Annotated in this window: 21 protein-coding genes and 1 other RNA gene; 13 read left to right on the top strand and 9 right to left on the bottom strand. The window is 42.8% G+C overall.

The window, feature by feature from the left end; genetic code table 11:
- Nucleotide 1 precedes the first annotated feature (1 nt).
- Together BP27_RS0104495 and BP27_RS15210 are read right to left on the bottom strand one after the other, a co-directional pair.
- Nucleotides 2–1,048: a glycosyltransferase family 4 protein gene (locus BP27_RS0104495; RefSeq protein ID WP_027850534.1), complete on the bottom strand. Its 1,047-nt coding sequence runs from the start codon at nt 1,046–1,048 to the stop codon at nt 2–4.
- A gap of 109 nt (nt 1,049–1,157) precedes the next feature.
- On the bottom strand, nt 1,158–1,868 hold the full coding sequence (locus tag BP27_RS15210) for a 3-deoxy-D-manno-octulosonic acid kinase (protein WP_036239384.1): 711 nt from the start codon (nt 1,866–1,868) through the stop codon (nt 1,158–1,160).
- On the opposite strand from BP27_RS15210, the gene BP27_RS15205 reads away from it, so the two are divergent.
- Genes BP27_RS15205 through waaA form a run of 3 tightly spaced genes read left to right on the top strand, consistent with a single transcriptional unit; the run spans nt 1,867 to nt 5,667 of the window.
- On the top strand, nt 1,867–2,982 hold the full coding sequence (locus BP27_RS15205) for a glycosyltransferase family 9 protein (RefSeq protein WP_036239382.1): 1,116 nt from the start codon (nt 1,867–1,869) through the stop codon (nt 2,980–2,982). The genes BP27_RS15210 and BP27_RS15205 overlap by 2 nt on opposite strands.
- Before the next feature lie 4 nt (nt 2,983–2,986).
- Nucleotides 2,987–4,408, top strand: a complete 1,422-nt coding sequence (hldE, locus tag BP27_RS0104480; protein ID WP_027850533.1) for a bifunctional D-glycero-beta-D-manno-heptose-7-phosphate kinase/D-glycero-beta-D-manno-heptose 1-phosphate adenylyltransferase HldE — start codon at nt 2,987–2,989, stop codon at nt 4,406–4,408.
- Entirely contained in the window at nt 4,408–5,667 is a 1,260-nt protein-coding gene (gene waaA / locus BP27_RS0104475) for a lipid IV(A) 3-deoxy-D-manno-octulosonic acid transferase (RefSeq protein WP_027850532.1), read from the top strand. The genes hldE and waaA overlap by 1 nt, the downstream gene beginning before the upstream one ends.
- On the opposite strand, the gene rpiA is transcribed toward waaA, so the two are convergent.
- A complete protein-coding gene (gene rpiA / locus BP27_RS0104470) occupies nt 5,664–6,344 on the bottom strand; it encodes a ribose-5-phosphate isomerase RpiA (protein WP_027850531.1) in 681 nt (226 codons plus the stop codon). The genes waaA and rpiA overlap by 4 nt on opposite strands.
- Nucleotides 6,345–6,502: 158 nt before the next feature.
- On the opposite strand from rpiA, the gene ilvA reads away from it, so the two are divergent.
- Complete coding sequence (gene ilvA / locus BP27_RS0104465) at nt 6,503–8,020, top strand: threonine ammonia-lyase, biosynthetic (RefSeq protein ID WP_027850530.1); 1,518 nt, start codon at nt 6,503–6,505, stop codon at nt 8,018–8,020.
- Nucleotides 8,021–8,380: 360 nt separating this feature from the next.
- On the opposite strand, the gene BP27_RS0104455 is transcribed toward ilvA, so the two are convergent.
- The 3 genes from BP27_RS0104455 to BP27_RS0104450 form a co-directional block, all read right to left on the bottom strand.
- Complete coding sequence (locus BP27_RS0104455) at nt 8,381–9,001, bottom strand: 5-formyltetrahydrofolate cyclo-ligase (protein ID WP_027850529.1); 621 nt, start codon at nt 8,999–9,001, stop codon at nt 8,381–8,383.
- Between the two features lie 28 nt (nt 9,002–9,029).
- Nucleotides 9,030–9,212: non-coding RNA, 6S RNA (gene ssrS, locus BP27_RS16930), on the bottom strand.
- A 26-nt stretch (nt 9,213–9,238) separates the two neighbouring features.
- On the bottom strand, nt 9,239–9,556 hold the full coding sequence (locus BP27_RS0104450) for a cell division protein ZapA (protein WP_027850528.1): 318 nt from the start codon (nt 9,554–9,556) through the stop codon (nt 9,239–9,241).
- A 137-nt stretch (nt 9,557–9,693) separates the two neighbouring features.
- Here BP27_RS0104450 and BP27_RS0104445 point away from each other — a divergent pair, with 137 nt between their 5' ends.
- From BP27_RS0104445 to BP27_RS0104430, 4 genes are read left to right on the top strand one after another with little or no spacing between them, the layout of a single operon-like run.
- Nucleotides 9,694–10,290: a UPF0149 family protein gene (locus tag BP27_RS0104445; protein ID WP_027850527.1), complete on the top strand. Its 597-nt coding sequence runs from the start codon at nt 9,694–9,696 to the stop codon at nt 10,288–10,290.
- 19 nt (nt 10,291–10,309) lie between these two features.
- Nucleotides 10,310–11,647: a Xaa-Pro aminopeptidase gene (gene pepP / locus BP27_RS0104440; RefSeq protein ID WP_027850526.1), complete on the top strand. Its 1,338-nt coding sequence runs from the start codon at nt 10,310–10,312 to the stop codon at nt 11,645–11,647.
- Complete coding sequence (ubiH, locus tag BP27_RS0104435; RefSeq protein WP_036239380.1) at nt 11,628–12,860, top strand: 2-octaprenyl-6-methoxyphenyl hydroxylase; 1,233 nt, start codon at nt 11,628–11,630, stop codon at nt 12,858–12,860. Before pepP ends, ubiH begins: the two co-directional genes overlap by 20 nt.
- 1 nt (nt 12,861) lies before the next feature.
- Entirely contained in the window at nt 12,862–14,091 is a 1,230-nt protein-coding gene (locus tag BP27_RS0104430) for a UbiH/UbiF/VisC/COQ6 family ubiquinone biosynthesis hydroxylase (protein WP_027850524.1), read from the top strand.
- A 17-nt stretch (nt 14,092–14,108) separates the two neighbouring features.
- Here the strand turns inward: BP27_RS0104430 and BP27_RS0104425 are convergent, their stop codons facing one another.
- The 3 genes from BP27_RS0104425 to gpmI are packed head-to-tail and all read right to left on the bottom strand — an operon-like array spanning nt 14,109 to nt 18,212.
- Nucleotides 14,109–15,440: a S41 family peptidase gene (locus tag BP27_RS0104425; protein WP_036239377.1), complete on the bottom strand. Its 1,332-nt coding sequence runs from the start codon at nt 15,438–15,440 to the stop codon at nt 14,109–14,111.
- 28 nt (nt 15,441–15,468) lie between these two features.
- Nucleotides 15,469–16,626, bottom strand: a complete 1,158-nt coding sequence (locus BP27_RS0104420; RefSeq protein WP_027850522.1) for a murein hydrolase activator EnvC family protein — start codon at nt 16,624–16,626, stop codon at nt 15,469–15,471.
- A gap of 32 nt (nt 16,627–16,658) precedes the next feature.
- Nucleotides 16,659–18,212, bottom strand: coding sequence for a 2,3-bisphosphoglycerate-independent phosphoglycerate mutase (gpmI, locus tag BP27_RS0104415; protein WP_027850521.1), 1,554 nt, complete (start codon nt 18,210–18,212; stop codon nt 16,659–16,661).
- A gap of 191 nt (nt 18,213–18,403) precedes the next feature.
- On the opposite strand from gpmI, the gene BP27_RS0104410 reads away from it, so the two are divergent.
- Genes BP27_RS0104410 through BP27_RS16680 form a run of 5 tightly spaced genes read left to right on the top strand, consistent with a single transcriptional unit; the run spans nt 18,404 to nt 21,801 of the window.
- Nucleotides 18,404–18,823 (top strand): rhodanese-like domain-containing protein, encoded by a 420-nt coding sequence (locus BP27_RS0104410; RefSeq protein WP_027850520.1) that lies wholly within the window; start codon nt 18,404–18,406, stop codon nt 18,821–18,823.
- Nucleotides 18,824–18,854: 31 nt separating this feature from the next.
- Nucleotides 18,855–19,298 carry a protein-export chaperone SecB gene (gene secB, locus BP27_RS0104405; protein WP_051610298.1) on the top strand — a complete coding sequence of 148 codons (444 nt, stop codon included), beginning with the start codon at nt 18,855–18,857 and terminating at the stop codon, nt 19,296–19,298.
- Entirely contained in the window at nt 19,276–20,025 is a 750-nt protein-coding gene (locus tag BP27_RS0104400; protein ID WP_036239375.1) for a 16S rRNA (uracil(1498)-N(3))-methyltransferase, read from the top strand. The genes secB and BP27_RS0104400 overlap by 23 nt, the downstream gene beginning before the upstream one ends.
- A gap of 30 nt (nt 20,026–20,055) precedes the next feature.
- Nucleotides 20,056–21,015 (top strand): glutathione synthase, encoded by a 960-nt coding sequence (gene gshB / locus BP27_RS0104395; protein ID WP_027850517.1) that lies wholly within the window; start codon nt 20,056–20,058, stop codon nt 21,013–21,015.
- Nucleotides 21,016–21,801 carry an energy transducer TonB gene (locus tag BP27_RS16680; RefSeq protein WP_051610296.1) on the top strand — a complete coding sequence of 262 codons (786 nt, stop codon included), beginning with the start codon at nt 21,016–21,018 and terminating at the stop codon, nt 21,799–21,801.
- Nucleotides 21,802–21,842 lie beyond the last annotated feature (41 nt).

The following is a 21,842-nucleotide window of genomic DNA, read 5'->3' as shown; positions in this document are numbered from 1 at the left end:
CTTATCCTTTTTTTGCTTTCAGGTTCTGAATTAAAGCAGAGTAAACAGCTAGGTTCTTATGGCTTACTTTTTCTGGGGTAGCATCTTTTAGTTGGCTATGTGCATCGCGTGTCATTCGAGTACGTAGCGGTACACTGTTATAAAGCACCTTAATCATTTCTATTAAAGAATCAACGTCATTTTTTTTAAAAAGTAGGCCATTACTGCGGTGTCTAATAAACTCAGCAAAGCCTGACACTCGGCTGGCAATAACAGGAATATGAAAGTTCATTGCTTGTAATAGGCCAGTAAGCGATGTGGCTTGGTTAGCAGGATCAATATAGATATTCATAATAGAAAAGTAATCACCTAGGTGTTTAGGCTCACCCACAAAGTCAATGTTTTGCAAACCATCACTGGCCTTTTTTAATTTATTTTTTTGTGGTCCATCGCCTAAAACAACAAAAATAATATTAGGCAAATCTTTTTGAAGTGCTTCAGCACATTCGAGTAACAGCTGTTGATTACCATCTGCAGAAATATAACCACTGTGACCAATAACAAAACGCCCTTGGTAATGGCTGCGTAATTGAGTCATAGCCATGGGGTTGGTATCTAAAGGTAGTACAGAACTAGGTAGACGTTTAACAGCACAGTAAGCTTTTTCACGCATAGCTTGTTCGACAGGGATAGAGTTGACTAAGAGGGCTTGTGCCTTTTTTAACAAACTTTTTTTGAGTGGGGCAATTGATGCTTCATCTGGAAAATACCAGCTCATTAGCCAAGGTGTACCACGTAAACGGTTTTGTAAGCTTGCCCATTTGGCTGCTGTTAAATCATGCGCATGAACTAAGCCTTTTCTAGGCACTTTGAAGTGACCAGACCAGGTGTTGCTAACAGTAACCAAAGGGAGGTTACGCAAATGACTTAAACGATTATGTAAAGCTGAGTTTTTACGGCAAACTAATAATTGCTTTATTTTTTGTTCGGCTAGGCTTCGGATTAACATTTCAGCTTGCTGAGACTGATCATCATAATCTTTGTTAAGGCAAACCTGGATTAGTCGCATAAGTAAACAACCCTGTTTTTAAATTGAAAAATTATTCCTAGTGTTGCAGTTTTCTATATATTTTTAGGTGAACTTAGCAGGCTATTTTGCAAGTAGGTGTTGCTGATAGCTAGCTAGCGTAACCTGCCATAAAACTCTTCAGCCAAACATTGACTTGGCTTGGATTTATTTTATTAAATGCCCTGGTTAAGCGCTTTATGTTACTAGCTGCTAACTTAGTGTTAGGTTTTGTTAATTGGCACCGGTCAAAATCAATTAACCAAACCTTGCTTAGCTTAGAATCAACTAAAATATTGCGTGGGTTAAGGTCAACATGGTTTAAACCTGCGGCATGAAACTCAGCCATTGTTTGCCCTACTTTTTCAAGAAGTAGGTTTAACTCTGGTTGATTATTAGTGGTTAGAAAATCCATTAGAGGTAGCGCATTAGGAATACGCAGGGTAATTAAATCGGCTGAATAAAATAGCCCTTGGCGTTTAATGCTAGCTGCTAAAGGTAGAGGTACAGGTAAGCCTTTTGTGAGCAACCTGGCTGTTAATTTAAACTCTTGCCAAGCGCGGGTTTTTTCTAGGCCTTGCCAAAAATAGCTATCTTTAATGAAGCGCCCTGGAATGCCACCACGGTGGTAATGCCGCCAAACTGCTTCACCAGCGGGGGTTTCAATAAACAAACTAGTACCCCGACCAGGCGCACCACCAAGAACGGCTTGATTGGCTTCCCAATAATTTAAACTAAACCAGTCAGCACTTATTTGTGGGATTTGTACTTGGTCATATAGAATGATCAATCCTTGATCCTCTAGCAGTTGGAAATTACTCATGCCGTCTTTATCGTCCAGTCTTAATCTTGGTGATCTATGTATTTTACGCCTATCTGCGCTTGGCGATGTTTGTAACCTAGTACCCGCGGTTAGGGCTTTACAAAAGCAACAGCCGGGAATAAAAATAACCTGGGTTATAGGCCGTGCTGAGTATAACTTACTAGCTGGCTTGGAAGGAGTCGACTTCTTTATCTACGATAAGAAAAGTGGTTTGGCTGGTATGCGTGCACTACGTAAAGAAATTATGGATAAACGCGCTGGCAAGCCCTTCGATGTATTACTACACATGCAAGCAGCCCTTAGAGCCAGTGTATTATCACGCTTTATTCCTGCTAAACGGCGTATAGGCTTTGATGCAGCAAGGGCTAAAGATAATCAAAACTGGTTTGTTAACGAACAAATTAACGCCAATCCTAATGTACGAGTTGGTCAAGGTTTTATGGACTTTGTTCATTATTTGGGTGTTGCTAAAACTGAACCTGAATGGAGCATTCCTGTACCAGAAGCAGATCAAGCCGTAGCTAAACAACTGGTTGCAGGTTTAGAAAGATACCTAGTGATTAGCCCTTGCAGCAGTTTTAGAAAACGTAACTGGCGTAACTGGGAAGATTTTGTAGGCTGGGCAGAGGTTATAGATTATGCCCAGCAAGCCTATGGTTTAACCACGGTGCTAGTGGGTGGGCAAACAGAGTTAGAAAAAAATGCTACAGCACAAATTATTAAGCATTCGCAATCTAAAATTTTAGACCTAATGGGTAAAACCAACTTAAAAGCCTTGTTAGCCGTGATTGATGGTGCTGAGCTGGTAATAGCGCCCGATTCAGGCCCTATCCATATGGCAGCGGCTAGAGGCAAACCTGCGTTGGGTTTGTATGCTACTAGTAACCCTGCACGTACAGGCCCTTGGCTCGATGATTATGTAGTAAACCGTTACCCAGAAGCTGTGGCTAAATACTTAAAACAGCCCTTAGAAACTGTTGCTTGGGGTCAAAGGGTTAGAAGCCCCAATGCTATGGGTTTAATTACCTCACAAGACGTTATAGAAAAACTAGATTTAATTGCTGCCGACCTTAAACTAAAAAAACTTAGCCCTAAGATTCCAACAAGGATTTAATTGAATGAAAGTTAACTTTGCAGCTTTTGAGCAGGCTAATATTTTAGTTGCTGGCGATGTGATGTTAGACCGTTATTGGCAGGGTGCTACCTCACGCATTTCACCTGAAGCACCGGTACCTGTAGTAAAAGTTCAAGCTCAGGATGATCGCCCGGGTGGTGCGGCTAACGTAGCATTAAACCTAGTAAGCCTTGGTGCTAATGCAGGTTTGGCGGGCATTGTTGGGCGGGACGATAATGCCCGTTTATTAGATGGTCGTTTAGAACAACTGGGTGTAAAAACATTTTTTGATCGTTCAGACACTCAACCAACGGTAACCAAGGTTAGAGTAATGAGCCGTAATCAACAGCTAATACGCTTAGATTTTGAAGAGCAATTACAAGCAGGGCAAAGCTTCCTAGATGCCTTTAGTGCAGGTTTAAAAGAAACTGATCTGGTTATTCTTTCAGACTATGCCAAAGGAACGCTAAACCAAGTACAAAAAATGATTCAAATGGCACGTAAAGCAGGTAAAAGAGTTTTAATAGACCCTAAGGGACAAGACTTTTCTATTTACCGCCAAGCCAGTGTTCTAACGCCTAACCTAAGTGAATTTGAAGCCATAGTAGGTGAATGTAAAGACGAAACAGAACTAGAGCAAAAAGGTGAACAACTGCGTAGTGAGTTAGAGCTAGAAGCCTTACTAATAACTCGCAGTGAAAAAGGCATGACGCTGATAAGAGAAGGTTTAGCACCCTTGCATCTACCCACTCGAGCACAAGAAATCTATGATGTAACAGGTGCAGGTGACACGGTAATCGCAGTTTTAGGTTTAGCCTTAGCTTCTGGTCATGACTTTCCTGAAGCCATGATGTTAGCCAATTTAGCTGCAGGTGTAGTGGTTGCCAAGCCGGGTACTGCAACGGTTAGCTTAGGTGAGATTTATACAGCACTGCATAGCGATACGCTGCAAGAATATGGCGTGACAGAAGCTGATCGTCTAGCAAAATTAATTCGCCTAGCCAAAAATAAAGGTGAAAAAATTGTTTTCACCAATGGCTGTTTCGACCTACTGCATGCAGGCCATGTGGCCTACCTAGAAGAAGCTCGCAAACTAGGCAACAGGCTGGTTGTAGCAGTTAATTCCGATGAATCAGTGAGTCGCTTAAAAGGTCCTTCACGTCCTATCAACACATTAGAAAGACGTATGCGTGTTTTAGCTGGCTTGCAGTCAGTTGATTGGGTGGTTCCTTTTACGGGAGATACGCCCGCTGAAATTATTGCCCAGCTAGTACCTAATGTCTTAGTTAAAGGTGGAGATTACCAAGTAGAAGCAATTGCTGGCGCAGCTACAGTGTTAGCAGCAGGTGGTGAAGTAAAGGTACTCAGTTTTGTGGATGGGGTTTCTACCACAGCCATGGTGCGTTCTATACTGGATAAAAGTTAATGCTCTCTTTTTCACGTTTAGCCTATACAAGTTTATTAACCTTGCTTTCACCTTGGGCCAAAAAGCGTATGGCGCGTGAGAGGGTGAATGAGTTTTCAGAGCGCCAGCGTGCAGGGCATATTTCACCTTTTGAAAAGCCTGTTATCTGGGCACATTGTGCTTCGATGGGTGAAGTGTTAGCAGCAGAACCCTTGCTCAAAGCCTTGCAAGAGCGTCACCCAAACAAGCAGCTGGTAGTAACAACCATGACTGCAACTGGTGCCGCACAAGTTAGGCAGCGTTTACCTGAAGCAAGGCATTACCTAGTACCCCTAGATTTGCCTTGGAATACCCAGCGATTTGTTAAAACCTTAAAACCTTTAGTGGGCATTATTTTTGAAACAGAAATTTGGCCCAATCTAATTCACTCCTGTTATCAAGCTGGCATACCACTCATTATTGCTAATGGGCGCTTATCGCCTAAAGCATTTAATGCGTATAAAAAAATACGTCCGTTAATGGCTGATGCTTTAAAAAAAGTAACCTACCTAGCAGCTAAAGCAGATGAAGATGCACAGCGGTTTGTAGCTTTGGGTTTTCCAGAAACCAGAGTAGAAGTAACTGGCACAATTAAGTATGACCTACAGCTAGCGGCTGATTTTGAGCAACAATTAACCCATTTAAAAGAAAACTTAAACTTAGATGCTAGGCCTGTTTGGATAGCAGCCAGTACCCATGAGGGTGAAGATGCGCCTTTGTTAGCAGCGCACCAAAAAATCTTAGCTAAACAGCCCAATGCATTATTAATTTTAGTGCCGCGCCACCCACAAAGGTTTGATGAGGCTGCCAAGCTGATACAGGATAAAAACTTAAACCTAGCAAGGCGTAGTTTAGAAGAACCAATCCAAGCAACAACCCAAGTTTATTTAGGCGATACGCTAGGCGAAATGCTGTTGTTATATGCTTTAGCAGATATAGCTTTTGTAGCAGGTAGTTTAGAGCCAATCGGCGGGCATAACTTATTAGAGCCAGCGGCAGTAGGTGTGCCTGTGATTACTGGGCCACATTTACAAAACTTTAGTGAAGTAGCCAACTTGCTTCGCGATGCTGGAGCCCTGGCAGAAGTAGAGCAGGCAGAAGAACTACCCGAGCTAGTGCTAAACCTTTGGCAAGATAAAAATACTTGCCAAACCATGCAAACTGCAGCGCTTCAAGTGGTTGAAGCTAACAAGGGCGCTATGCAAAAACAGCTAACCCTTGTAGAAAGCCTGCTACCTTAATTGCTTGGATAAACCAAACGCTCCACACCCTCAGAACTACCTAAGAGTAAAATATCGGCTTGGCGATGGGCAAAAATACCATTACAAACCACGCCAGTAATATTGTTAATCATGCTTTCCAACTTAATTGGGTCATCTAACTTAAAGTTATAGCAGTCGATAATCCAGTTGCCATTGTCTGTGGTTACACCCTGTCGCCACTGGGGATCAGCGCCAATCTTGACTAGTTCACGGCCAACATGGCTACGTGCCATAGGTAAAACTTCAACAGGTAAAGGAAACTCGCCTAAAATATCGACCTGTTTACTTTGGTCCGCAATACAAATAAAGGTATCACTGCAAGCGGCTACAATTTTTTCTCGGGTTAAAGCAGCACCACCGCCTTTAATCATTTGTAGGCGACCATTAATTTCATCGGCACCGTCAATATAAAAAGGGAGTTGGCCTGCTGAATTTAAATCAACCAATCGAATGCCATGCGCTTTCAAACGTTCAGCACTGGCTTCTGAGCTAGCCACTGCACCATCAAAATCTTGTTTTAATTTAGCTAATTCATCAATAAAAAAATTAGCAGTAGAACCAGTGCCTATACCAATAATCATGTCTTTTTCTAGTTTATGACGAATTTCGTCGAGTGCAGCCTTGGCGACAGCCTGCTTCATTTCATTCTGGTTCATAAAATAACTACCTATTGAGCAAAGTATTGATTAGTTAGCAGTATAGCAAGAAGCGAAATAACAAAAACCTCTGGTCAGCTTTACTAGACGCAAGCGCAGCAAAACGACACAATGGTGCGTTATTTAATTTTAATGAAGTGAGTGGAAGAAACCCCATCATGCTTGAGCATTACGTAAAGAAAATTCTCCAGGCGCGTGTTTACGATGTCGCCCTAGAAACCCCGCTTTCTGAAGCACGTTTTATGTCTAAACGCCTGAATAACCAAGTATGGATTAAGCGTGAAGACTTGCAGCCGGTCTATTCTTTTAAAATACGTGGTGCTTACAACAAAATGGCTCAGCTAACAGAAGCTGAAAAAGCCAAGGGTGTTATTGCTGCTTCGGCTGGTAATCATGCGCAAGGTTTAGCCATGGCTGCCAAGGTGATGGGTGTTAAAGCCGTTATTGTAATGCCACGCATTACGCCTGACATTAAAGTTCAGGCAGTAAGGGCTAGAGGTGCAAGGGTTATTTTAAAGGGTGACGCTTTTGACGAAGCTTTAGAGCACGCCCTAGAACTGATTAAAGAACATGGCTATACCTATGTGCCCCCTTATGATGATCCAGACGTTATTGCAGGTCAGGGTACGGTAGCTATAGAAATGTTGCGTCAGCATCCTGACCCCATTCACGCTATTTTTGTACCAGTAGGTGGTGGCGGGTTAATTGCTGGTATTGCTGCCTATGTGAAGTATTTGCGCCCAGAAATAAAAATTATTGGTGTAGAAGCAGAGGATGCAGCCTGCTTAAAAGTAGCCTTAGAAAAAAATAAACGAGTGACTTTAGATCAGGTTGGTATTTTTGCAGAAGGGGTGGCTGTTGCTCAAATTGGTAAAGAGCCTTTCAAAATTTGTAAAAATTACGTTGACCAAGTGATTACTGTTACTTCAGACGAAATGTGTGCAGCAGTTAAGGATATATTTGAAGATACTCGCGGTGTAGCAGAGCCTTCAGGAGCTTTGTCCTTAGCCGGTTTGAAAAAGTACGTTGAACAAACAGGCACTAAAGATACTAATTTAATTTGTATTAACTCAGGTGCTAATACAAATTTTGAACGCCTACAACACATAGCAGAGCGTACTGAATTAGGTGAAAAGCGTGAAGCCATTTTAGCTGTAGGTATTCCAGAACACCCAGGTAGCTTTAAAAACTTCTGTAAAATTATTGGTAGGCGAAGAATGGTTACAGAGTTTAATTACCGTTATGCCGACCCAAAAAACGCACAGATTTATGTGGGTGTTCAAGTTAAGCCAAGCAGTGAAGATAGATCAGAGCTTATTCAGCAGCTTAAAGAAGCAGGCTACCCTGTTGTTGATTTAACTGACAATGAGCTAGCCAAACTGCATATTCGCCATTTAGGTGGTGGGCGTACTCCATCAGACTGTAATGAAGAAATTTACCGCTTTGAATTTCCTGAGCGACCAGGGGCGCTACTAAACTTTTTAAATAACCTAGGGCAAGACTGGAACATATCCCTCTTTCATTACCGTAACCATGGTGCTGCTTATGGTCGGGTTCTAGTTGGCTTACAAGTACCTAATGGTGATAGGCCTAATGTTGAAGCCTATCTCGACAAAATTAGTTACCGTTACTGGCGTGAAAGCGATAATCCTGCTTATCAACTTTTTCTACGCTAATTAAATTTAGCTCATCAGTTAACTTAAGAACCTGTAAAAAATACATTAGTACACTTGTTCTATAGATGAAAAAGTAATAAATTAGATTAACCTTGCAAATTTGAGGGCTATTAGCGAGTAATCAACAGCTTTTAGCCTAGAGTTACTATAAAAAATTAACACTTAAATAAGAACCTGTTTAAGTTAAGACGAGAAATACCTGTTGGATAGTTTTATTATGAAAAAGAAACCTGATTTAATGCTAGTGCTAGCCGTAGTTTTTCTTCTGGGCTTGTTAGTAACCGGTTATGCGCAAAGCTTTTTTTTGAGCTAATTAAGCGCTAAGTTACTTATTTCCCAATCAAGCAGAGCGTTAAAAATCTACTGAGGTAGATAAAACTCTTCAGGGGTAACTATACCTGTTAAAGGTACATCCCAAGCTTCAAGAGAAAGCTGATCAACTTTCTGACACTCATGTGCTAAGCCAATCAGTTTAGGTCGTTTAAACTGGTTGGGTTTCACCGCTAAAGTTCGGTCGTAAAACCCACCCCCCATTCCTAACCTGCCGCCGTGTGGATCAAAGCCAACCAAAGGCATCAGCAGCAAATCTAATGCTTGTATCTTGCAGCTATTAATTCGTTCTAACCCATAACCTTTCAAACAGGGTTCTAAAATACCAAAACGATTTTTATGCAAAGGGGTTTTGGAGGTAAAACGAATAAATAACAGGTGATTGCTATTTAATGGGTGGAGTACTGGCAAATACACTCTTTTACCCATTTTTTGTGCTTTAAGAGCAAGCGGAAGAGGATCCAACTCACCATCACTAGCCATATAAACAGCTAAGTTGGATGCATTAAGAAACCAGGCTTGTTGGCTAACTCTTTGACAGGCCTTATAGCTAGCTACCTTTTGTTCATAACTAGAAAGTTGGCGGCGTTTTTGTCTTAAAAGGCGACGTAAAGAAGATCGGTTATTATGGGAGGAAGAGGTAGTGTGCATATTAGGGTCTTTAAATGGGTCCCTAGTAATAGGCCCCAAGGTGCCGCTGCTGTCGTATTCCTTGAACCCTAAAGTTCAAGGTGGAAGTAACCGATTTACCTAAGGCTTTCCGCTGCAAGGCGGACCTGCGCACGAGTAAAGTCAGGAAAACTCCCAGTTGGTACAACATAGGCTCGAGGACTTGGACAACTGGCCAACACCCCAGGGTTGCCCTCAGTCTAACAAATAACAAAAGCTTTAGGGGAGTTTTCGTGACTCAACAAGGGTATCTAGTTCTGCTAGCGCAGAATCCATCTTGTGGTTTAGCTGAACAATCTTGGCATCCTTGTTAAGGTTGTTATCATCTAAATTCAAAAATTCATGGGTAATATTGAGAGCGGCAATAATGGCTAAGCGCTCTAAACTAAGTACCTTGCCAGCATGGCGTATATCAGCCATTTTATTGTTTAAGTAATGGGCAGCACGCAATAAACTGTCTTGCTCGTCTTTTGCACAAGCAATCAGGTATTTACGATCCAGCAGGGTGATTTCAGTGGTATTCTTGTCACTGCTCATACATCTGGCTCCAGCGCCCTTATTTAAGCAATAAAATACTATAATGTGACCTTTGTACCGGGTCAATTGTCCTAGTAAAAGTAACTATACGCTATTTTTGTAAATTCTTTTAACTATTTGAAAAGGTGATGATTTTTATGTCAACCGAAAAAGCTCAAGTCGGCAGAGTTGATTTTGATGAGCTAGCAGATTTATGCCTACGTCATCGTTGTTTTCAATCGCCATCACTTTTTCATGGTGTTTTAGCAGGGCAACTTTGTGGGCAGGAGCGTTTTCCTCGCGAGCATTGGCTAGTGCTTTTTGCACAGCTATTAGGCAATGAAACAACCGAGCTAGAAGGCAAAGATAAACAGTTGGCATTGCAATTATTAGACCAAACATTAGAAGAACTCAGTGCTAGTGGGTTGAGCTTTGAACCTTTGCTTCCAGATGAATTGTATGAAATAGAAGAGCGTTTTGAAGGTTTAATTAAATGGACGCAAGGTTTTTTAAAGTCGCTCAAGTCTGCCAAGCTAGAAGAAAGCAAGCTTTCAAAAGAAGCACAAGAAGGCTTAGAGGACTTAGAAAGACTCGTTGCCCTCGATAAAGAAAATTTACCACCTAATGAAGATAATGAAAAAGACTTAACTGCCATTGCTGAATTTGTGCGTATGGTCATTATGTTGCTCTATACAGAATTACATCCGGGTCAGCCTCAAGTAGAAAAAGCTAAAAATCCCAAAAATCTGCACTAGAGTTATAGCTGGAGCCAAAATGAAACACCTTGCTGTAGAAACCTTTATTAATCGTCGTCAGAAACTAATGGATAGCTTGCCTAACCAGGCTTTGCTGCTAGTGCCCTCAGCAACTCTGGTTACTAGAAGTCGAGATACTGAACACCCATTTCGCCAAGATAGCGATTTCTGGTACTTAACAGGTTTTAATGAACCTGATGCTTTTTTAGTGCTAATGAAAGGTAATCCACAGGGTGAACAACTGCTATTTAGTCAGCCCAAAGACAAGTTAATGGAAACTTGGACAGGTGTACGCCTCGGCCAAGATGCTGCAGTTATCCAGCTAGGTTTTGATCAAGCTTTTACGTTTGCAGAGATTGATGACCAACTACCTAAGTTGTTAAATCAAGCCAGTGAAGTCTGGATGCCAATAGAAGATGAAGCCCTCTATTCACGCTATTTGGTTTGGCGCCAGCGGGCAAGAGCTATGTTTAAAAAGCAGGCTAACTTACCAAGTCGAGTTGTTGATTTAAGCCAGCAGCTAAGTGAAATGCGCCTCATTAAAGCACCAGAAGAAATAGAGTTAATGAAGGAAGCAGCGCGTATTTCAGCCGAAGCACATTGTCGAGCTATGCAAGTTTGTCGTCCTGGCATGTACGAATACCAACTAGAAGCAGAGTTAGAGCATGAGTTTAAAATGCAGGCTGCTAGTGGTCCTGCTTATGGCAGTATTGTTGGTTCAGGAGAAAATGCCTGTGTCCTTCACTATGTAGAAAACAAAGATGTTATGCAGGCAGGTGACCTAGTATTGATAGATGCTGGTGCAGAATACCAAGGTTATGCTGGTGATATAACTCGAACCTTCCCTGTGAGTGGCGTGTTTTCTTTACAGCAAAAGCAACTCTACAACCTAGTATTAAAAGCAAACCAATTGGCTATTAGCTTAACACGACCAGGTGTTAGCCTAGATGAATTACATCAGGCAACGGTTCATTGTTTGGTTACCGGTTTAGTCGAATTAGAACTGCTTAAAGGTGATGTTGAGCAGCTAATAAAAACAGAAGCCTATAAAGATTTTTATATGCATGGTACGAGCCACTGGTTAGGTTTAGATGTGCATGATGTGGGTTTGTACTGGCAAGAGGGTAAACCTAGGCTTTTAGAGCCTGGTATGGTGTTTACTATAGAACCAGGTTTGTATATATCACCTGATCAACAAGGTATAGATCCACTTTGGCAAGGTATAGGCATTCGTATAGAAGATGATGTTTTAGTCACCGAAACAGCTTGTGAGGTGTTAACAGCTGCTGTTCCAAAAACTATAGAAGGCATAGAAGGCCTAATGAAAGGTGAGTCTTATGCAGCCACAAGAGTATGATCTAGCAATTATAGGTGGTGGGTTAGTAGGTGCCAGTTTAGCGGTAGCATTAGAACCTTTAGCAGAAAAGTTAAACTGGAAAATTTGCCTGATTGAAAATCAGCCACCAACCGATGAGCCAGCTAGCAGTAATTGGCAGCCTAGCTTTGATGCACGCTCTACAGCTCTTTCATGGGGAACACGCTTAATCTATCAACGCCTAGGGCTATGGGATGATTTAAAAGAACAAGCCAACCCTATAGAGCATATTCAAATTACTGACCGAGGCTTTTTAGGCTCAAGCCAGTTACATAACACAGAACAGCAGGTTGATGCGCTAGGTTATGTAGTACCCAATGTTTGGTTAGGTAAGGTTTTATGGAAGGGTTTAAGCCAAGCAAAGCATACTCAGGTGTTAGCACCTGCAACCATTAATAGCTTAAAGTTTCCTGGCCCAGAAGAAGCGCTTTTAGAGGGCGAACTAAATAATCAACCATTAAGTTTAAAAGCTCGTTTGGTCATACTAGCTGATGGTGGGCGCTCAGGTATTAAACAACAGCTAGGAATTGCTGATGATGTTTACGACTATGAACAAACGGCCTTAATTGCCAATGTGCGCATGTCAAAACCACATCAAGGCTGGGCTTACGAGCGCTTTGCAGTTGATGGTCCTATGGCGCTGCTACCCCTAGCGGGTAGAGATATGGCACTTATTTGGACGCGCACCCATGAGCAAGCAGTGACAGATGGGGCTTTAGATGATGCGGAATTTTTACAAGCCATCCAAACGAGCTTTGGAAATAGAGCAGGCCGCTTTCAGAAAGTAGGTGAGCGTTTTGCTTACCCATTAAAAAAAGTACGCTCTAAAGAACAAGTAAGACAAAACTTAGTTTTGCTGGGTAACACAGCACATTACCTTCACCCCGTAGCAGGTCAGGGTTATAACCTAGCTATAAGAGGCGTTATAACCCTTGCAGATGCTTTAGCTAAGGGTGCACAAACAGCTGCAGATAAAGGCCAAGACTTTCATCCAGGAGAATTAGCCTTGCTAGAAAAGTGGCAAGCAGAAAGGTTAGGGGATCAGGCGGGAGTTATAGGTTTTAGCCATGGCTTAATAGGACTCTTTGCCAATGATACGCCTTTACTCGGCCATGCGCGTGCAGCTGGATTAATAGGGCTTAACTTAACTGCACCGCTTAGGCGCTGGATAACCGCTAAAGCCATGGGAGTTTAAAATGCAGCAACCTAAAGTAACTAAAAACTATGATGTGGTTATTGTTGGTGGCGGTATGGCAGGCCTAGCCTTAGCTGCAGGCCTAGCAAACACAGGTTTGAAGCTTGCGATTGTTGAACTTGCAGAAGAGCCCCCAAGCTGGCAAGCAACAAGCTTTAACACTCGGGTAAGTGCCCTATCTGAAACCAGTCACCAGCTTTTAGATGAGCTAGGCGCTTGGCAAGCTATGCAAAAGCTAAGGGTGAATCCTTATCAGGGTATGCATGTTTGGGATGCTGAAGGAACAGCAGAAGTTGCATTTGATGCAGCAGAAGCAGGCGTTACCCACCTAGGATATTTAGTTGAGAATGCGGTTACTCAGCTAGGGCTATTAGAAGCGGTCGCTGATCAGCCTAGCTTAGACTGGTATAAGGGAAGCGAGGCAAGCAGTTTAAGTGAGCCATTGAACTCTCAAGGTAGGCGAAGTTTAGTTTTAAGTGATGGTACCTGCTTAGAGGCAGCATTAATTGTGGGTGCAGATGGTGCTAATTCAAAAGTACGCCAACTAGGTGAATTTAAAACCCGTGAGTGGAACTATGGTCAGCATGCACTAGTTACCAGTGTGCGCATGGAAAAGTCCCACCAAAACACAGCTTGGCAAAACTTTAGTGATAAAGGCATTTTAGCTTTTTTACCTTTGAATTTAGAGGGTGATAACCACTGGTGCTCAATTGTTTGGTCTACTCACCCAGAAGAAGCTGCTGAGTTATTGAGTTTAGATGAAAAGGCATTTAACCAGCAGTTAACCCAGGCTTTTGAGGGGCGTTTAGGTAGGGTTGAGCTTAGTCAGGGGCGTCAGGCTGTACCCTTGCACCAGCGTCATGCAACTGACTATGTAAAACCGGGTTTAGCATTAGTTGCAGATGCTGCACACACCATTCACCCCCTAGCTGGGCAGGGTATTAACTTAGGTTTTGCAGATGTAGCCACCTTAACGCAGGTAATAAAACAGGCCGCCTTAGATGCTAAGCCCTTAGGTAGCCTAGTGGTTCTTAATAATTACCAGCGGCTACGCAAGCCAGATAACCTAGCCATGATGGCGCTAATGGAAAGCTTTAAACGACTGTTTGCAACGCAAAAACTACCAGTGCTTTTACTACGTAACCTAGGTATGAAGCTAGTGAACTCTAACCCTTGGGTAAAGCGTCAGTTAATTGCTCAGGCTCTAGGCTTGCGGCCCTTGGTTAAATAAATAAACTAAAACAAAAGCTAGTGTCGGCTTTTAAAAATTACTAAGCCTCTTAAAAGATTCAAAGCTTCGTTTAGCGGGTAGTCTTCCGCTGTATCTAAGCGAGCTGTAATTTTCTTGTTATTAGATGGTTTAGAGTCATTGTTGATATGGCCATCTAAGTCAGCTTCTTTGGTGGTTCGCTGTGTTTCTAAAGGTGTTATACGAGCATTAACAACTTCTATATCTGGCTGGATACCCTCTGCCTGTATAGAGCGGCCACTAGGTGTGTAGTAAAGCGCAGTGGTCATTTTTAGTGCTCTATCATTATTGAGTGGCAGCACTGTTTGTACTGATCCTTTACCAAAGCTAGCAGTACCCATGATTAAAGCACGTTGATGATCTTGCAGTGCCCCAGCTACTATTTCTGAAGCAGATGCCGAACCACCGTTAATTAGAACAACTAGCGGCACTCCATCTAAGCTGTCTCCAGGGTTGGCTTCAAAACGCATTTGCGTGTCGGGTAAACGTCCATGGGTATAAACAATTAAGCCACTGTCTAAAAACACATCAACTACATCAGCGGCAGCTTGCAGCACACCGCCCGGGTTATTGCGTAAATCTAAAATCAAACCTTCTAAGGGCCCTTCATTTTCTTTAGCAAGCCGCTCTAATCCTTTTTGTACTTCTTCACCACTACGGTTTTGAAACTGACTAATTCTTAAGTAGCCAAAGCCAGGCTCTAACATTTTTTCTTTTACACTTGTAATACGAATTAACCCACGCTCCAACTCAACCTTAAGGGGTTGATTAAGCGTTTCACGTTGAATGGTTAGTTTTATGCTACTACCAGGCTCACCACGCATTAGCTCCATAGCTTTGTCGACTGACATATCGCGTGTAGGTGTATCGTTAATACGAATAATAAGATCGTGGGGTAGTAAACCAGCACGTGAAGCAGGCGTGTCATCAATCGGACTAATAACTTTTATGTAGCCTTCTTCTATGCCTATTTCTATGCCTAAACCGCCAAATTCACCTTGAGTAGATTCACGCAGGTCACGGAAAGCTTCAGGCTCTAGGTAAGCAGAGTGGGGGTCTAAGCCTGACAGCATGCCTTTAATTGCATTCTCTAGTAGTTCTCTGTCTTCTACATCGTGAACATAGGCTTGTTTAATTCGTTCATAAACCTCTGCAAAACTACGTAGCTCATCTAGAGGTAGGTCATACTCTGGATCAAGAGGGTAGTCTAAATTTGAATGGGTATCAGCAAGAGCGGCTGGCGCTATGAGTGACAAGCTAAAAAGCAAAGTTATGCCAAGCTTTAATAAAGCAGGTGTGGGTGTTTTGTGGTTAAGTGCAAAGCAATACATAAAAATACCTGCTGTAGAAAAGTTAAAATTAACGTCTAGCTATCCAGCTAATGGGATCAAGAGGCTGCCCACCACTTCTTATCTCAAAGTAAAGGCCATTATTCTGTTGGCCACCTGTAGAGCCAGCGGTAGCAATAACTTCGCCACCATGTACCCAATCACCAGGCTGCTTAGTTAAGGTTTGGTTATAGCCATAAAGGCTCATATAGCCATCACCATGGTCGATGATTAACATAAAACCAAAACCTCTTAACCAGTCAGCAAATACAACCCTACCACCATGAATAGAACGTACTGCATCCCCTTCGCGTGCTTGAATTAATAATCCATGACTGGTTAAACGGTTATTGTATTGCTTACTACCATAGGCACTCAGTACCCGCCCTTTAATGGGCCAAGGCAATTTGCCTCGCATTTGTGGGAAAGGACTTGCATCTCTAGGTGGAGGTAAGCGAACTATGGCTTCAGTAACAGCCTCTAGTAACTGCTCTAAGCGTTTTTGGTCAGCTAAAAGCGTTTTTAACTCATTACCTTTGCCAGCAATTTCTTGGCTCAGTTGTTTAACAACTATTTGACGTTTCTTTTGCTCAGCTAAGAGTTCATTACGCCTAGACTGTAGGCTGCGCCTAACCTCTTCAAGCGTTTTGCCGCGTGTAATTATCTCAGACTGAACAACGTTGAGCTGGCGAGCAGTACCTAAATATTCTTCAATTTGTTCGGTTCTTTTTTTATTAATATAGTCGTAATACCTTAGCAGCCTTGCCACTCTGTCTGGCTCTTGCTGATTAAGCAAAACTTTTAAATACTCTTGTCTGCCCATAGCGTAGGCAGAGCGTATTTGTTCGCGTAAATAACCAGCTTGTTGGTCTAACTGTGATTGCAGTCCACGTTGTTCACTGCGTAAGCGAGTCAACCTTTGCTCTAGCTCAGATGCCTCACGACTATTGTCAGCAATACGAGTTACTAGCTGCCCAATTTGCACTTCAGTTTCACGTAAGCGGTTTTCTAACTGAGAATGCTCCCCACGCGCTTCTTTTAACCAGCCTTGCAGCTTGCTAATGTCTTGGCGTAGGGCTTTCAGTTGTTTTTCGCTTACCTCATCTTGGGATGAGGCGTTAGCAAGCAAGGGTGTACTACCAACCAGCAGGCTTACTAATAAGGTAAAGACCAAAACAAGACAACGCATAACTAATCCTTGTTCTCTGCTGGTTGCATCAATTAACCTTCCGAATTATCAAATTCAACTAGCGCACGACCAGTCATTTCTTCTGGCTGCTCTAATCCCATGACTTTAAGTAGACTTGGAGCTAAATCAGATAAAGAACCACCTTCTAAAAGGTGAGCTTTACGGTTTTTAGGTGGCACATAAATAAGTGGTACAGGAAAGGTGGTATGCGATGTTTGTGCTTGTCCAGTGGTTTCATCAAGCATTTGCTCAGCGTTACCATGGTCTGCAGTTATAAAGGCTTGACCATTAACTGTCTCAAGTGCCTCAACCACCCGACCAATACAAGCATCTAGGGTTTCTATGGCTTTAACCGTGGCATTAAAGTCACCCGTATGGCCAACCATGTCACCATTAGCATAGTTACAAATAATGGCGTCGTACTCTCCTGAATGAATGGCTGTTACCAGTTTATCGGTTACTTCTAGGGCACTCATTTCGGGCTGTAAATCGTAGGTAGCAACCTGAGGAGAAGGAACCAATACACGCGTTTCTCCAGCAAAAGGTTCTTCTCTACCGCCAGAAAAGAAGAAAGTTACATGCGCATATTTTTCAGTTTCAGCAATACGCAACTGGGTTTTACCTAAGCTAGCTAAGTATTCACCCAGGGTGTTGGTTAGGTTTGCAGGTGGAAAAGCAGCAGGTGCGTCTAGGTCTTCTGCGTACTGGGTCAGCATAGTAAAGCTGCTTAAACGAGGCCAAGCTCGGCGAGCAAAACCCTTAAAGTTAGGCTCTATAAAGGCACGAGTAATTTCTCTAGCACGGTCAGCACGGAAATTCATAAAAATAACGGCATCACCATCTTCTATCTGGCAAGGCAGGCCTACTGAGGTAGCTTTAACGAACTCATCGTTTTCATCACGACTATAGGCTGCTTCTAAGCCAGCTAGGGCAGACTCAGCATTAAAGTCTGCCTGACCTAAGGTAAGCAGGTTGTAAGCTTCTTCTACCCTATCCCAGCGGTTATCTCTGTCCATTGCATAGTAGCGGCCAATTAAGCTTGCAACTCTACCGACACCTAATTCTTTAAATTTACGATCTGCAGCTTCAATTGATGCTTTAGCACTGCGTGGTGGGGTGTCACGACCATCTAAAAATGCGTGTAGAAAAACCTGTTGAGCACCACGCTTAACAGCCATTTCCGCCATAGCAAATAAGTGCTCTTCATGGCTGTGTACGCCACCCGGTGATAGAAGCCCCATTAAATGCACTGCTCCATTTTTAGCAATAGCAGCGTCAATCGCCTTTATTAAGGTGGGGTTAGAAAAGAAGCTGCCATCTTTTATCGCTTGAGTAACGCGAGTAAAGTCTTGGTAAACAATGCGCCCAGCACCTAGGTTCATATGCCCTACCTCAGAGTTACCCATTTGTCCTTCAGGCAAACCAACATGCATACCATCGGTATGAATTTGGCTGCTAGGTAACTCTGCTCTAAGGCGGTCCATAACCGGTGTTTTGGCGTGAAAAATTGCATTATTATCGCTGGCTGGATTATCACCATAACCATCAAGAATAATTAGGGCGGTAGTTAGGCGTTGAGAGCTCATAAGATTTTTGGATTACTCTTTAGGTCTGAATCTGAATAGAGAAATGATTGAAGGTATAATAGCGTTACTAGGCTTAAATCTCCATCTTACGGATGCCTTGATTGTTACTCTGGTGTATCCTAAACCACAAATTTTTTTCTGGATTAAGTTCCACTTAACCTTAAGCCACGGCCTAATAAAAGAGATAAACGATGTTAGAGCAAATTATTGAATTTAGTATTAACAACCCCATGCTAGTAAGTGCCTTTGTTCTTCTCTTAGCTTTAATTGCTTTTAATGAGAGTCGTACAGCAGGTGGTAGTGTAGGTGTTGCAGAGGCAGTGCGCTTAATGAACCGTGAAGAAGCCATTACGCTAGATATTCGTGATCGCAAAAACTTTGCTCAAGGGCATATTGCTGGTTCTATTAATATCCCTACAGCTAACTTGGATAGCCGTATTCAAGAGTTAGATAAGCATAAAGAAAAGAAAATCCTTGTGGTTTGTAACACAGGGTCATCTACAGGTATAGCAATTGCCAAGTTGCAAAAAGCAGGCTTTGAACAAGCCTTACGCTTAAAAGGTGGCATTATGCAGTGGCAGAGTGACTCCATGCCTGTAGTGAAAAAGTAAGCTAATTAAAAAAACGTAAGGAACTAAAATAATGAGTGAAGCACCCCAAACCCAATTTGCCCTTCAGCGTCTTTACCTAAGCGATGTGTCTTTTGAAGCACCTAATAGCCCAGAAGTTTTTATGGTTAAAGATCAACCCAATGTTGATGTAAAGCTAGACACCAGCAACCGTCAAATTAACGAAGAACTTTACGAAGTGACGGTTAAAATTACTGCTCAGGTAACCTTTGGTGAAAAAACAGCCTTCCTAGCAGAAATTGAACAGAGCGGTGCTTTTCAAATTGCAGGTATAGAAGGTGACAACTTAGAGCACGCACTAGGTGCTTTCAGCCCTAATATTTTATTCCCCTATGCGCGTGAAGCCATTGATAACCTAGTCGTTAAAGGTGGTTTCCCTCCATTAATGATTGCGCCGGTTAACTTTGAAGCCATTTTTGCTGAACGCAAACAGCGTGAAGCGCAAACAACCCAGTAACTTAAGCGTGCGGCGCTTTTACTCACCCCAACCCTTGGCTGGACAAGCTCAAATAGAGCTAGAAGGCCAGGTGGTGCGTCACATGATACAAGTGCTAAGAATGCAGCCAGGCGAACAGTTGCATCTGTTTGATGGGCTGCATTGTTATTTAGCAGAGCTGCTTGAAGGCAATAAAAACCGAGCTTTATTAGCCTTGTTAGCCCCCGTTGAATCCGTTGCCCCTTCACCTTTAAACACCCACCTTGGTCAAGCCATTTCTAAAGGCGACAAAATGGAATGGATCGTTCAAAAAGCAACTGAGCTAGGTGTTACTGAAATTACTCCTCTCTACACCCAGTTAGGCGATGTAAGGTTGAAAGGAGAAAGAGAGCAAAAGAAATTACAGCAATGGCAGCAAATAGCGATAAGTGCTTGCGAACAAAGTGGTCGCAATGACTTGCCTATTATCCATTCGCCCCAACTATTAACTAACTGGCTAGCAGAGCGTCAAGAAGCTATGAAGCTTCTGCTGCATCCCTACGGTCAAACAGGTGAGCTAGCTGTTAATGAAGTTACCAGCGTTGCCTTATTGATTGGCCCAGAAGGTGGCTTAACAGATGCAGAGGCAGACTTAGCTAGGCAGCAAGGTTTTACAGGCTTGCGCTTAGGCCCCAGAATTTTAAGAACAGAAACAGCACCCTTAGCTGCACTTAGCTTGGTACAGCACTGGTGGGGTGATTTTAATTAATTTAATCAAAATGCCAGAGTGGGAGGCAAAATGACAAAGCAGGTTGTAGTGGGTGTGGTAATGGACCCAATAGCAGATATTACCTACAAAAAAGACACCACTCTGGCGCTCTTATTAGCAGCTAAAAAGCGTGGTTGGAAACTTAAATACATGGAAATGGGTGATCTTTATTTGCAGCAAGGCAAGGCTTGGGCGCGTATGGCAGATTTAGATGTGTTTGCCGACCCCAATAACTGGTACACCTTGGGCGAAGCTAAGCCTGCTAGCATGGCTGACTTAGACGTTTTGCTTATGCGTAAAGACCCTCCCTTTGACAATGACTTTTTAACGTCTACTTGGTTATTAGAAGCTGCCGAGCGTGAAGGTGTGCTAGTGGTTAACAAGCCACAAAGCTTAAGAGATTGTAACGAAAAGCTGTTTGCTCAAGAGTTTCCTGAGTGTTGCCCGCCCACCTTGGTTAGCAGTAGTAGCGAGCTGATTCGAGCTTTCCACAAAGAGCATCAAGACATTATTTTAAAACCCCTCGATGGTATGGGTGGTATGGGTATCTTCCGTGTTAAAGAAGAAGGCCTAAACCTAGGCGCCATTATTGAAGAGCTAACCAATAACAATCAGCGTCAAATTATGGTGCAAAGGTTTGTGCCCGAAATAAAAGACGGTGATACCCGTATTTTAGTGATTAATGGTGAAGCTGTACCCTACGGCTTAGCAAGAGTACCTATGGCCGGAGAAACCCGTGGCAACCTAGCTGCTGGGGGTAGTGGTATTGCTCGTAAACTAACCGAGCGAGATTACTGGATAGTAAAGCAAGTAGCACCTGCGCTTAAAGAAAAAGACCTGATGTTTGTTGGTTTAGACGTTATCGGCGATTACCTCACCGAAATAAATGTGACTAGCCCCACCTGTATTCGTGAACTAGATGATCAGTGTGGCCTAGATATTGGTGGTCAGTTAATGGCTTATATAGCTGAACGCCTAGGTCGAGACTGATTGTCTGCTGAATTAAATTCACCAGCTAAATGGCAGCGCCCTCTGTTTTGGGCACTGCTAATTGCTGTGATTTTTCATCTGTTGATACTTTATAGCCTTGATCCACCTAAAGAAGTCAGTATTGAACAACGCTTCTCAGAAGCAACAGAAGTAACCCTTTATGATGTTAAGCAGCCTGCTGCTGAGCCAGAAGAACCCCTTGAAGAAGTAGAGCCCACTCAGCAAGTACAACCCCTCATTGAAGCAGCCACGCCACCCAAGGAAGAAGAGCAACCAACTAGTACAGAAGAAGCCGAGCTAGCAGATGAGGCACCGCCCCCTGAACAAGAAGCCATCCGCCCACAAGTATCAAAAAGCTTAATTTCACGCAGCTTAGAAATTGCACGCCTTGAAGCCGAGCTGGCAGCCATGCAAACTAGCTATGCTCAACAAACAAGGGTTAGGCGTATCAGTTCAGGCGCTAAAATGAGCAGTGAAGAGGCCTTGTATTTAAAGCAGTGGGAACAAAAAGTAGAAAGAATTGGCAACTTAAACTACCCAGAAGAAGCAAGGAAACAAAATCTGGGTGGCAGGTTACGATTAATGGTTGTTATCGCTGCAGATGGCCGTATTCTAGAGGCTCAATTATTGACCAGCTCAGGGCATAGCTTATTAGATGATGCGGCTGTGCGTATCTTGAACTTAGCCGCACCTTTTGCACCACTTCCAGAATCAATCAAAGCTGATGCTGATGTGCTAGAAATTATTCGTACCTGGCAGTTTGGAGATGGTTGGTATGCCAATTAATTAAGTGTTGAGCTAAAACCTTTCAATCTCCGTATAATTTA

It is taken from the genome of Marinospirillum insulare DSM 21763, assembly GCF_000686905.1.
GTDB lineage: Bacteria > Pseudomonadota > Gammaproteobacteria > Pseudomonadales > Halomonadaceae > Marinospirillum > Marinospirillum insulare.
The sequence above is the reverse complement of the archived record's forward strand: the minus strand, read 5'-3'. Positions and strand labels throughout refer to the sequence as shown.

Excerpts from the sequence above, each read along its gene's own strand:
- BP27_RS0104430 (WP_027850524.1), top strand. The coding sequence starts at position 12,862 with ATGCAGCAACCTAAAGTAACTAAAAACTATGATGTGGTTATTGTTGGT.
- gpmI (WP_027850521.1), bottom strand. The coding sequence starts at position 18,212 with ATGAGCTCTCAACGCCTAACTACCGCCCTAATTATTCTTGATGGTTAT.
- BP27_RS0104450 (WP_027850528.1), bottom strand. The coding sequence starts at position 9,556 with ATGAGCAGTGACAAGAATACCACTGAAATCACCCTGCTGGATCGTAAA.
- rpiA (WP_027850531.1), bottom strand. The coding sequence starts at position 6,344 with ATGAACCAGAATGAAATGAAGCAGGCTGTCGCCAAGGCTGCACTCGAC.
- BP27_RS0104410 (WP_027850520.1), top strand. The coding sequence starts at position 18,404 with ATGTTAGAGCAAATTATTGAATTTAGTATTAACAACCCCATGCTAGTA.
- BP27_RS0104445 (WP_027850527.1), top strand. The coding sequence starts at position 9,694 with ATGTCAACCGAAAAAGCTCAAGTCGGCAGAGTTGATTTTGATGAGCTA.
- gshB (WP_027850517.1), top strand. The coding sequence starts at position 20,056 with ATGACAAAGCAGGTTGTAGTGGGTGTGGTAATGGACCCAATAGCAGAT.
- ilvA (WP_027850530.1), top strand. The coding sequence starts at position 6,503 with ATGCTTGAGCATTACGTAAAGAAAATTCTCCAGGCGCGTGTTTACGAT.
- BP27_RS15205 (WP_036239382.1), top strand. The coding sequence starts at position 1,867 with ATGCCGTCTTTATCGTCCAGTCTTAATCTTGGTGATCTATGTATTTTA.
- BP27_RS0104455 (WP_027850529.1), bottom strand. The coding sequence starts at position 9,001 with ATGCACACTACCTCTTCCTCCCATAATAACCGATCTTCTTTACGTCGC.
- BP27_RS15210 (WP_036239384.1), bottom strand. The coding sequence starts at position 1,868 with ATGAGTAATTTCCAACTGCTAGAGGATCAAGGATTGATCATTCTATAT.
- waaA (WP_027850532.1), top strand. The coding sequence starts at position 4,408 with ATGCTCTCTTTTTCACGTTTAGCCTATACAAGTTTATTAACCTTGCTT.
- secB (WP_051610298.1), top strand. The coding sequence starts at position 18,855 with ATGAGTGAAGCACCCCAAACCCAATTTGCCCTTCAGCGTCTTTACCTA.
- BP27_RS0104420 (WP_027850522.1), bottom strand. The coding sequence starts at position 16,626 with ATGCGTTGTCTTGTTTTGGTCTTTACCTTATTAGTAAGCCTGCTGGTT.
- BP27_RS0104425 (WP_036239377.1), bottom strand. The coding sequence starts at position 15,440 with ATGTATTGCTTTGCACTTAACCACAAAACACCCACACCTGCTTTATTA.
- hldE (WP_027850533.1), top strand. The coding sequence starts at position 2,987 with ATGAAAGTTAACTTTGCAGCTTTTGAGCAGGCTAATATTTTAGTTGCT.
- BP27_RS0104495 (WP_027850534.1), bottom strand. The coding sequence starts at position 1,048 with ATGCGACTAATCCAGGTTTGCCTTAACAAAGATTATGATGATCAGTCT.
- ubiH (WP_036239380.1), top strand. The coding sequence starts at position 11,628 with ATGCAGCCACAAGAGTATGATCTAGCAATTATAGGTGGTGGGTTAGTA.
- pepP (WP_027850526.1), top strand. The coding sequence starts at position 10,310 with ATGAAACACCTTGCTGTAGAAACCTTTATTAATCGTCGTCAGAAACTA.